Annotated in this window: 7 protein-coding genes and 2 pseudogenes; 6 read left to right on the plus strand and 3 right to left on the minus strand. The window is 42.4% G+C overall.

Annotated elements, in window-relative coordinates; genetic code table 11:
* Positions 1-443 precede the first annotated feature (443 nt).
* Positions 444-2,816: a TonB-dependent receptor domain-containing protein gene (locus ACED20_RS20805; RefSeq protein ID WP_378106643.1), complete on the minus strand. Its 2,373-nt coding sequence runs from the start codon at positions 2,814-2,816 to the stop codon at positions 444-446.
* A gap of 130 nt (positions 2,817-2,946) precedes the next feature.
* Here ACED20_RS20805 and ACED20_RS20810 point away from each other — a divergent pair, with 130 nt between their 5' ends.
* The 6 genes and pseudogenes from ACED20_RS20810 to ACED20_RS20835 all read left to right on the plus strand — a co-directional run bounded on the left by ACED20_RS20810 (position 2,947) and on the right by ACED20_RS20835 (position 8,291).
* A complete protein-coding gene (locus tag ACED20_RS20810) occupies positions 2,947-4,410 on the plus strand; it encodes a sensor histidine kinase (protein WP_378106645.1) in 1,464 nt (487 codons plus the stop codon).
* Positions 4,400-5,089, plus strand: a complete 690-nt coding sequence (locus ACED20_RS20815; protein ID WP_378106647.1) for a response regulator transcription factor — start codon at positions 4,400-4,402, stop codon at positions 5,087-5,089. Before ACED20_RS20810 ends, ACED20_RS20815 begins: the two co-directional genes overlap by 11 nt.
* 1,197 nt (positions 5,090-6,286) lie before the next feature.
* Positions 6,287-6,976, plus strand: a complete 690-nt coding sequence (gene gntA, locus ACED20_RS20820; RefSeq protein WP_378106649.1) for a guanitoxin biosynthesis heme-dependent pre-guanitoxin N-hydroxylase GntA — start codon at positions 6,287-6,289, stop codon at positions 6,974-6,976.
* The gene (locus tag ACED20_RS20825) at positions 6,977-7,570 is read left to right on the plus strand and encodes an urea carboxylase-associated family protein (RefSeq protein ID WP_294201882.1); all 594 of its coding nucleotides are present in this window, start codon (positions 6,977-6,979) and stop codon (positions 7,568-7,570) included. It begins immediately after the preceding gene.
* A 166-nt stretch (positions 7,571-7,736) separates the two neighbouring features.
* A pseudogene (locus tag ACED20_RS20830) lies at positions 7,737-8,036 on the plus strand (transposase); the annotation flags it as partial.
* Positions 7,984-8,291: pseudogene (locus ACED20_RS20835) on the plus strand (transposase). The pseudogenes ACED20_RS20830 and ACED20_RS20835, both read left to right, overlap by 53 nt.
* Positions 8,292-8,348: 57 nt before the next feature.
* Here ACED20_RS20835 and ACED20_RS20840 read toward each other — a convergent pair.
* Together ACED20_RS20840 and ACED20_RS20845 are read right to left on the minus strand one after the other, a co-directional pair.
* Entirely contained in the window at positions 8,349-9,332 is a 984-nt protein-coding gene (locus ACED20_RS20840) for an aldo/keto reductase (protein ID WP_294201886.1), read from the minus strand.
* 351 nt (positions 9,333-9,683) lie between these two features.
* Positions 9,684-9,965, minus strand: a complete 282-nt coding sequence (locus tag ACED20_RS20845) for an SDR family NAD(P)-dependent oxidoreductase (protein ID WP_294263595.1) — start codon at positions 9,963-9,965, stop codon at positions 9,684-9,686.
* Between the last annotated feature and the right edge of the window lie 311 nt (positions 9,966-10,276).

The following is a 10,276-nucleotide window of genomic DNA, read 5'->3' on the forward strand; positions in this document are numbered from 1 at the left end:
AAGGTTCGCGAATTGAATTCCTCTAATAGAATGAATATAAAATGAGGCAAATCGAAGATTTTTACATTTCTTCATTGAACATTAAAAAGAACGGCAACTTTCGGTGGCTGAGGTGACTCGAAGCCACGTCATCATTATTTTATTCCATAATAATGCACTCCTTTTGTCATTCCGTAGGAATCCAAACACGAATCTTTCCATACTGTTCGGTAGTACAATGCTGAGATTCCCTTCGGGAATGACAAACAGGACGTTAAATTTTAAAATCAAGCACAATCATCTGTGAAAATCTGCGCAAATCTGGGGTTCAAATCAAATCGTAATCACACAAAAGTAAAGCACCATCACCCACGAAATCTTTGGCATCCGTTGGAGATTCCAAACAGCAAAAAGCTCCGAATGCCTCAACATCCGGAGTTCTTCATTTTATCGGTAGAATAGAACTACTGTGCCCTTTTCCTTTCCTCATCACTGGCCGTCGTACGGCTACGGGAGGCCGCTACGTTTTTACCTAATCGGTACAGCAGGCTCAGGGTCACGAACCGGCTTTCGCGTTGGTAGAAAAAGCGGCTCTGCTGATCCTGGAAATTGATGCTGACCTGATTATTGTTCTTATTGAAAACATCGGTAACCGCAAGGCTGAGGGTGCCGGCTTTTTTCAGAACGTTCATTTTTACGCCGAGATCTATGAAAGAATTGGCGCGTGCCCGGTAGACCCCCTGGATCCCGGCACTGTTATAGGTACCGTTGATTTCCGCTTTCAGCCCGGAGGCCTTATCCAGGGAAAACGACTGGTTCACCGAGCCTGAAAAAGAAATCATATGATAGTCGTAGCTGCCGGATAAATACGCTGATTTCTCGCGCTGACGGTAACCGTCGGCAATAATGTTTACCTCCCACCATGAAGCCGGCTTCACCTGCGCCGAAAGACGGAGTCCTGCCATCGTACTGAGCCCGAGGTTGGCCTGGGTGCCATAATACCGTTTCGTCTCATTATCCTGAACATCGATATTCGTAAACACATCGCGGGTGGAAGTATAATAGGCCGTTAGGTTATACTTCTGTTTATAGGTATAGCCGGCTTCCACGCTGTGGACAAAAGCAGGTTGCAAAGCCGGGTTCCCGACATATACGCTGTAGGGCGACGAGAAACGTTTGGCAGGATTCAGCCGGTTGTATTCCGGGCGTTGGATGCGGTAGGCGTAATTCAGCTGGAATTCGTGCCGGTCATTAGGCTTGTACTGAAGAAATACCGTTGGGAAGAGCTTAAAATAATTCCTTTCGTTCAGCAGGTTCAGGGTCTGCTGATAGCCGCTGGTACGCGTATATTCACCGCGCAGCCCGCCCTGGAACGTCCAGGAACCAAGGCTTCCCGATACGCTGGCGTAGGCCGAAGCCACATTTTCCCGATAAGTAAAGTGATTGCTGTTTCCTTCCACAGCCGTCAGTACGGAACCGTCACGGTTGAAATAATTGAATATATTGATGCTCCTGGTGCTACTGTATTTGATGCCTGAAGAAACTTCCAGATTTTTCCCGACTTTAAAATTATAATCGGCTTTTCCCGAAACAATGCTGATGTCCTGCGAGCTCGGTGTGTAAATATGGAAGAAATCGGAAGCCTGGCTGCCATCAGGAAGCAATGAAATATTGTCTGTGAAAGACCGGTTCGCGTTTCGGAAAGGGGAATAATCGAGGTCGATATTCAGATTGCTCCGGGAAGAATCCAGCTTCAGGTTATAATTCAGATTATAAGCATACTGGTTTCCGAAAGAGGAGCCATAATTATCCGTATTCAGCAGCGAATCCAGCTTCATCGCCGGTGAAGTGATCCGGGTAATGGTATGGCCTTCCGATCTGCTTTTCCGGTTGCTGCCCGTCATCAGGAATCCCAATACCTGATGGTCGGAAACCTGGTAATCCACACCCACACGGTAGGCATGCGTATCTGAATTGGATCCTGAACGGTTATTTCCGGTCCACAAAGAACTTCCGTAGTTGATGAAAGTATTATGATCCTGAATGGTCTTGCGGTGCGTAAATCCGTAATTGCCGTAAAGGTTCCACCGGTTTTTCCGGTAATTAAATGTCGTATTGCCCGTATATCCGGTGTAGGTGCCCTGCGTTACCCCGCCGTTCAGGCTTACATTAAATCCCTGCTTCTTTGCTTTTTTAGTAATGATATTGATAACCGAAGCACCCTCCGCATCAAACCTGGCAGGCGGATTGGAGAAAATCTCGATCTGCGTTACCTGGTCGGAAGGCATGCCCTGAAGATAAGCTGCCAGATCATCACCCGAGAGCTGCAGGGGTTTTCCATCCATATAGATCCGTACATTCTTTCGGTTGGCGGAAACCGCATTATTGGAGCTTACCTGTACACCGGGTGCTTTGGTAAGGGCTTCCCAGGCACTTCCGCCCGAAGCGATAATGCTGTTTTCGACATTAAAGCTTACGCGGTCGATCTTCCGTTCAATAAGCGGCTTTTTCTTGGTAACGGTCACTTCCTGGATCAGATGCTCGCTTTTTTTAAGGGTAAGCACCAGATTTTCCTGGGGAAGCTGTACCGTCATTTCCAGCGGCTGATAGCCTGAGAGGGTAGCGGTCACCCTGTAGCTTCCGGCTTCCGGATACCTCACGCTGAAATTCCCGAGATCGGAAAAAGCGGAGGCCACCTGTTTGTTGTCTCTTAATAAAGTTACTGTCACGGCATCCAGGGATTGGCCGTCGATATCTTTTACCGTACCTTTCACGACAGTCTGGGAATGCATCATTCCTGAAATACAGATCAGGAGAAATAAAATCGTATTTTTCATACCGCAAACCTACGCCGCTTCTGTGTTAAGGCCCGTTAAGCAAGGTTAAACAACATCACGTACGGTTAATTAAGGTTAAATCTTTACCATCAGCTTTTTAATATTCCATTATTATCATCAAATTAGCGGTATGAAATGGCTTTCCAACCGATATGCTTATCCGCTCGTCATCCTTGCCATGATCGCCAGCATCGGCCTTCAGGCGGCCTGGCTGGTCCAGTTGTTCCATGCCCAGCAGGTGCAGGTGAAAAGGGATCTCGACCAGGCTGTTGACAACGCTGCCCGTATGAGCGAGTACCTCAGCGTGGTTTCCGGAAATGAAAACAAAGAAAACTTTCGGAATTTCTTCCTCTCTCCCGAATGGCTGCAGCTGAAGCAGGCTTATACCCACATGCGCCGTATGGGAATTAAAAGCCGTTTTGAAACGGATATTAAGAACGACAGCACGCGGATTACCATCGGCCTTCGCATCGCCAATGATAAATACAAGCCCAAAAAGACAAAAGTGATTTCCATCTTTGATGAAGGGGAAACCCTGGAATCGGTGATGAAGTCGGATAAAAAGGACCTGAAGCGGATGGACAGCCTGGTACAATGGGAAAGCCGCCGGCTTGGAATCAGCGAAGAAAGCTTTTATGTGCTGTATGATTACAGAACCGGCAGACCGGAATCGGCAAAAGACGGCGAAAGAGTGCAGCGGGCAGACTATAAAAGTGCCCGTATCGGGTATAATCTGCACTTTTTCATCCATACCTATCAGTTGGTCGTACCGTCGGTCACCAAAACGGTTCTGTACAGGATGCGCTATTATCTTGTGTCTTCCCTGCTGATGATCCTGCTGACCGGGCTGGCTTTTTGGTTCTTATTTAAAGTCATGCGCAGCGAACGCTTATACACCAGTGCCCGCCTGGCTTTTACCGGAAATATGACCCACGAGCTGAAAACCCCGGTAGCCGTTATTGAGGCCGCTCTGGATTCCATCACAAGATATCAGCTGACGAATAATCCGGCCAAGCTGGAGAACTATCTAAATATCAGCAAAAATGAGATCAACCGGCTAAATGCAATGATTGATAAAGTGCTGAACCTGGAACAGCTGGATAACGGGAAAATCACCCTCCGTCCCGAGCTCTACGATGTGCAGCAGGGCCTTAAAAGCGTGGTGTCTTCCATGAAGCTCAGGAACAGTAACGGTTCGGTAACCATCGATTATATTCCGTCGGAAGAACCCTGTTTTGTTGACGGAGATCCGGTACATCTCACGAATGTTTTCTATAATTTAATGGATAACGCCATTAAATACAGCGGTCCTCAAGCGGCAATTACCGTCAGCTGTACTTCCTTAAAGGATCAGGTGACCGTAAAGATCGAGGACAACGGTCCCGGGATTGCGAAGATCTATCAGGAACGGATTTTCGAGCGGTTTTTCAGGATCCCTGAAAATCCCGATATTCATACCGTAAAAGGAACCGGCCTTGGCCTTCATTACGTCAAAGAAATTATTACCCGGCACGGCGGAAAGATCGAAGTATCGGAGGGTGCTGAAAAAGGCGCTGTTTTTACCATTTATTTACCTGCTTACTATGAAATATAAAGTACTTTATGCCGAGGATGAAGCCACCCTCGCAGAAATCATCACCGACGGGCTACGCAACAGCGGCTATGAGGTGCAGCTTGCTTCAGACGGGCAGCAGGCTCTGGAACTTTTCCGTTCCGGGCAGCCGGATATCTGTGTTCTGGATATCATGATGCCTGTAAAAGATGGCTATATCCTTGCAGAGGACATCCGGAGGCTCAACAGCGCAGTGCCGATTATTTTCCTGAGCGCGAAATCTTTAGGTGATGATGTGGTGAAAGGATTCAAAAGCGGCGGCAATGATTACCTCAAAAAGCCTTTCACAATGGGTGAGCTGCTGGTGCGTATGGAAGCCCTGCTTACCCGTTTCGGAGATGCAGTGTCGCAGGAAACTCCGTCTTCCAACCGTAAAACGTTCGGGAATTGTATATTGAATACCGTAAGCCAGGAACTCATCACGCCAATTGCCAAATACCGTATTTCCTATAAGGAAACCGCCATCCTCGAACTGCTGCTGGAACACCGAAACGACCTGCTGCCCCGCCAGACCGCCCTATTGAAAATCTGGGGCGACGACAGCTATTACAATGCCCGGAGCATGGATGTGTTCATGTCGCACCTCCGGAAAATGCTGAAGGACGATTCTGATGTTGAGCTGATGAGCATCCGCGGTGCAGGTTACAAGCTGATTTTCTGAATTAATCATATCTATGTTTTCCAAATCTGCGTTATCAGCAAAATCTGCGTGATTATTTTTTGACGCAAAGATTTTTATTCCGACCTTCATATTTCAGGTGAGCAAAGATGAATCAGCAGGCTGATTTGATGAAGTGTACGTCCAAGCTTCGCGCAGTAAATTTATTTGTCTTTGCTTCCTAAAAACCAGCATTTAAACATTCATCTTTGCGTTAAAAACTTTCCACAAGTAAATCTGCGTTATCAGCAAAATCTGCGTGATTATTTTTTAACGCAAAGATTTATTCTAAAACTGCATATTTAAGGAAGCTAAGATGAATCAGCAAGCTGATTTGATCAAGCGTACGTCCAAGCTTCGCGCAGCAAATTTATTTGCCTTTGCCTCCTAAAAATCAGCATTTATACATTCATCTTTGCGTTAAAAACTTTCCACAAGTAAATCCGCGCCATCAGCAAAATCTGCGTGGGGCTGGTTTAACGCAAAGGTTTATTTGAAAATGCATATTTAAGGAAGCTAAGATGAATCAGCGGGCTGATTTGATGAAGCGCACGTCCAAGCTTCGCGCAGCAAATTTATTTGCCTTTGCCTCCTAAAAATCAGCATTTATACATTCATCTTTGCGTTAAAAACTTTCCACAAGTAAATCTGCGCCATCAGCAAAATCTGCGTGGGGCTTTTTTAACGCAAAGATTTATTCTAAAATGCATATTTAAGGAAGCTAAGATGAATCAGCAAGCTGATTTGATGAAGCGCACGTCCAAGCTTCGCGCAGCAAATTTATTTGCCTTTGTCTCCTAAAAATCAGCATTTACACATTCATCTTTGCGTTGAAAAACTTTCCACAAGGAAAAATCTGCATCATCTGTAAAATCTGCGTGATTATTTTTTAACGCAAAGAATTTATCTAAATGTGTATATTTCGAGTGAGCAAAGGAAGAATCAGCATGCTGATTTGATGAAGCGTACGTATGATATCTTCGGTTTGTCATGGTTTAATTTATTCCAACATAGAAAGAACCACACATCTTATCATTTCAGTTGCAGCAATAATTTCAAACTGAATTTATTTTTTCCTGTAGAGATAGGGATACTTTTCATTCGTACCACGTTTTTAATAAAATATTTTTATGATACCACGTTATGTCAGTATTGTTGTTTTAAACCGTCCGGTGGCATATCCTTTGTGTAGTATTCGGCATGACACCACTTCACCAATCACAAAATACAGCCGATGCGCTGCAGGTAAAACATGCATTTAAGTCATTTGTTGACGATAAGCTTTTTCCCTGTGTCGCAGCAAAAGCAGCCCTTACCAAAGATCAGATGCAGCTGTTTGTAGCCGGTCATTTGGCCTGTCCGAAAGATGACCGGGCTATTTTAGATTTTATCTATCAATTTATAGATCAATACCGAAAAGCTGAAAATCATTTCCATACGGCCTGCGTCATTTTCCCGGAAACCTGCGGGATTTCAGAAGAAGTTTTCGACCAGCTGCTTTGGCAGAGGCTTCAGGCATTATCCGATCTGGATGCACTTGAATATCCTTATGACAACCGTGTCGATTCAAATCCTTCGTCACCTAATTTCAGCTTCAGCCTCAAAGAAGAAGCATTCTTTATAATCGGACTTTCTCCGGTCAGCAGCAGGGATGCGAGAAGGTTTAAGTATCCGGCCATTGTTTTCAATCCGCATGCGCAGTTTGAAGAACTGAGGTCTTTGAAGAGATATGATAAAATGAAAAACATCGTGCGTAAGCGGGATGTGGCCCTGAGCGGTTCGATCAACCCGATGCTTCAGGATTTCGGGGACGATTCGGAAGTTTATCAGTACAGCGGAATGAGATATAATAAAAACTGGGAATGTCCTTATAAATACAACCATAAATAAATGAATACAATTCTCCCGCGTAGCGGAACGGCCTTCATCCTGAGAAAAGGCGAAAGGTTACAGATTACCGATATCAAAGGCGAACAGGTTTCGGATTTTACATGTTTCAGCCTGGATGATCCTAAAGAATATCTGTCCTCAGGGCGTACCATCGATTATGCCGAAACGATTTTCCTAACCACAGGCCATCCTTTCTATTCCAACCGAAGCAATATTATGTTTAATATTATTGAAGATACGGTAGGCCGTCACGATTTTTTGCTTACGCCTTGCAGTGCCGATACGTTCCGGATTATTTACGGGGATGAAAATCCTCACCGGGGATGTTTCGGAAATCTCTGTGAAGCATTGGAACCTTTTGGCATTGATCCGGATACGATTCCGATTTGCTTTAACGTATTTATGCATGTAGCGGTAGATGGAGAAACCGGGAAAATAAGCGTGCTTCCGCCAAAGAGCAGGGAAGGCGATTACATTATCATCGAAGCGGCTATGGACCTGATCGTCGGGATGACAGCCTGTTCTGCAGAAATGTCGAACAACTATTCCTTCAAACCCATTGGTTACAAAATTATAAGACAAAAAGCAGTATAATTACCTTTAATTTTTTTAATATAAATCTGTAAACGGCCTCTATTCTGGAGGCTGTTTTTTGTTTGAATTAAAAAGCCTCTCCTACAATAGATTTATCGAACTTCAGAAAGAAGCTTTGTGGTTTTTGCCTTTTTTGTGAAAGAGAAATGCTTGGGGAAATGCAACAGGGATCAGTTTTATGGCCAGTACAGCCTTGAAAGTTTGCAGAAACCAAAGAATACACAATCACAAAGTTTTCAAAGGTCTGGCAGAGCGCGGAAAATCTTCAACGGGTTGGTTTTATGGGTTTACACTGCATCTGATCTGCAATGAAAAAGGAGAACTTTTATCCTTTTACTTACCGAAAGGTAATGTTGGTGACCAAAACCCGAAGCATATTAAAAAAATGACAGAGCAACTCTTTGGAAAACTATTTGCAGACACAGAATACCTCTCCAAGGCTGTGTGGAAAATGCTTTTTTGCTGATGGGATCCAGCTTTTCACCGAACTTCTTAAGAATATGAAAAATCATATTATGAAAATGGAAGAGAAGATTTTGCTGAGAAAAAGAGCATTATTGAGACCATAAATGATGAATTAAAAAAACATTGTCAAGTGAAACACACCAGACATAGAAGTGTGAACAATTTTATGATGAATATTTTGGGAGGATTAACTACTTATTGCTTCTTTCCAAAAAAACCGTCACTAAGCTTGAAAAAAGTAAGTGACGGTCTTTAACTTCGCTTAGACCGAACTCAGGTTATTTAATATGAAGCTGTGCAAAAAAACTAAGTTTTACATCATTCCTCTAACTTGAGGTTTAATCTCATCATTATACAGGGACTTTAGTGAATTCATCGTTTCAATGTCGAATGATTTAAGGCTTGATGCTGCTACATTGGTTGTTACCTGAGCAACTTTGCTAGCGCCAGGTATTACCGTTGTAATGGCTGGATGATCTAAAATCCATCGGATAGATTGTTCTGCAAGATTACCTTCAGGCATGATATCCTTTATCTTTTCAACTAAATCTACACCTTTAGTAAATGGGATACCAGAAAATGTTTCTCCAACATTAAAAGCACTTCCATCAGCATTGTAGTTACGATGATCGTTTTGAGAAAAAACAGTCTGGGCTGTAAATTTTCCTGTTAATAAACCACTGGCAAGCGGTACCCTTGCAATCAAGCCAACTTCTTGCTTTTGTGCACGGTCAAAAAAATTATCCGCAAGATGTTGTCGAAACAAATTAAATATAATCTGAAGTGAGGCTACCTCCGACCTTTCTAAACAGATTTCTGCTTCTTCTGTGGTCTCAACACTTGCTCCGAAGTGCATTATCAAACCCTCATCTTTCAATTTTTGCAGATGGTCAAAAACATTTCCTTTTTTCAATTCTTCTGTTGGAATGCAGTGCAGCTGCTCCAAAAAAAGTTGTTGCAAACCGAGATGGGTGAGAGAACTTTCTACATGGCTTCTGATAGCATCGTAGGTAAAATTTTGCGGCCAACCATTAGGAGCATCATTGCGACGCCCCAACTTTGTTGCTACAAAGATTTTCTTGTTCGTCGATTTTAGAAATTTACCGATTGTCTTTTCGCTTATTCCCATTCCATATACATCCGCTGTATCGATAAAATTTCCACCAGCATTGACGTACGTTTCCAAAATCTCAAATGCTTTATCTTCATCAATATTTCCCCAGTCGGAACTCCCTAACTGCCAGGTTCCTAAGCCTACTTCTGAAATTAATTCACCTTTAAATTTTCTATAATTCATTGTTCTCTGATTTTTTAATATTTGTTTAGCTCAAAATTTTATAATTATGATTTTACAATTATTCCAATATCTGTACACAGACTTGTTTCCTATTGATCGTCCGAGACTTACTGAGTTTACCCTAATTTGTCTTGGAGCCAGTTCTGTTGCAGCTACCACATCAATCTATTTACTGCAGCTTTTCTTCAGATATAAACTAAAGCCTCCATCTGGCCAGTGATTGGTAGTACTGGTCAGATGAATTAAAAATTACAGATGCAACATCATTAATATATGAAATAAATTTACTTAAAGTAAAATATATATATACCTTAAAATTTAAGTTCATGACAATGTCGCATTCTTCTTCAGTTAAATTTTCAAAAATGGACTTCCAATAATAAGTAAAATATCTATCTTTTGGAATTCTTTATTAACATTTTCTACAAGCTTATTCATTGACTTTAGCTGACTCTGATCAGGGACCAAGCCCAAGATATTTAGCTGGGATGCTGATTTTTTGAGTTTTTCTTCATTGTGTCCGGTAGTAATCACTTTAGCTCCCTGAGCAGAAATTTCCTTAGAGGTTGCATGGCCTATACCGCTGTTGCCGCTCCCTGTAATTAAGGATGCATTTCCTGATAATGTTTTCATAAATATTATTGTATAATGTAATTTTTATGCAGCAAAATTATATGAGCTGAAGTGAAAAGAATTTGTTTTAAAGTTCAGATAATTTGATCATTTGTTCCAGGTAGGATGAATTATATGCAAGCGAAAAGAAATTTTAAGTCAATTGTTTTGAAATAAATAACAAAATTCATTTTATGATAAAATTCTATTTTCGTTACTGCAATTATTTATTTTAGTGACTATGAAAGTTATAAAGGTTCCTGCTGATTTACCTCATGCTCATCATTACCACAATATTTTAGAAGCTGTTTGAGTTAAATTTTCTTAGCCAA

The organism is Chryseobacterium sp. sg2396, assembly GCF_042610505.1.
In the GTDB taxonomy this organism is placed as follows: Bacteria; Bacteroidota; Bacteroidia; order Flavobacteriales; family Weeksellaceae; genus Chryseobacterium.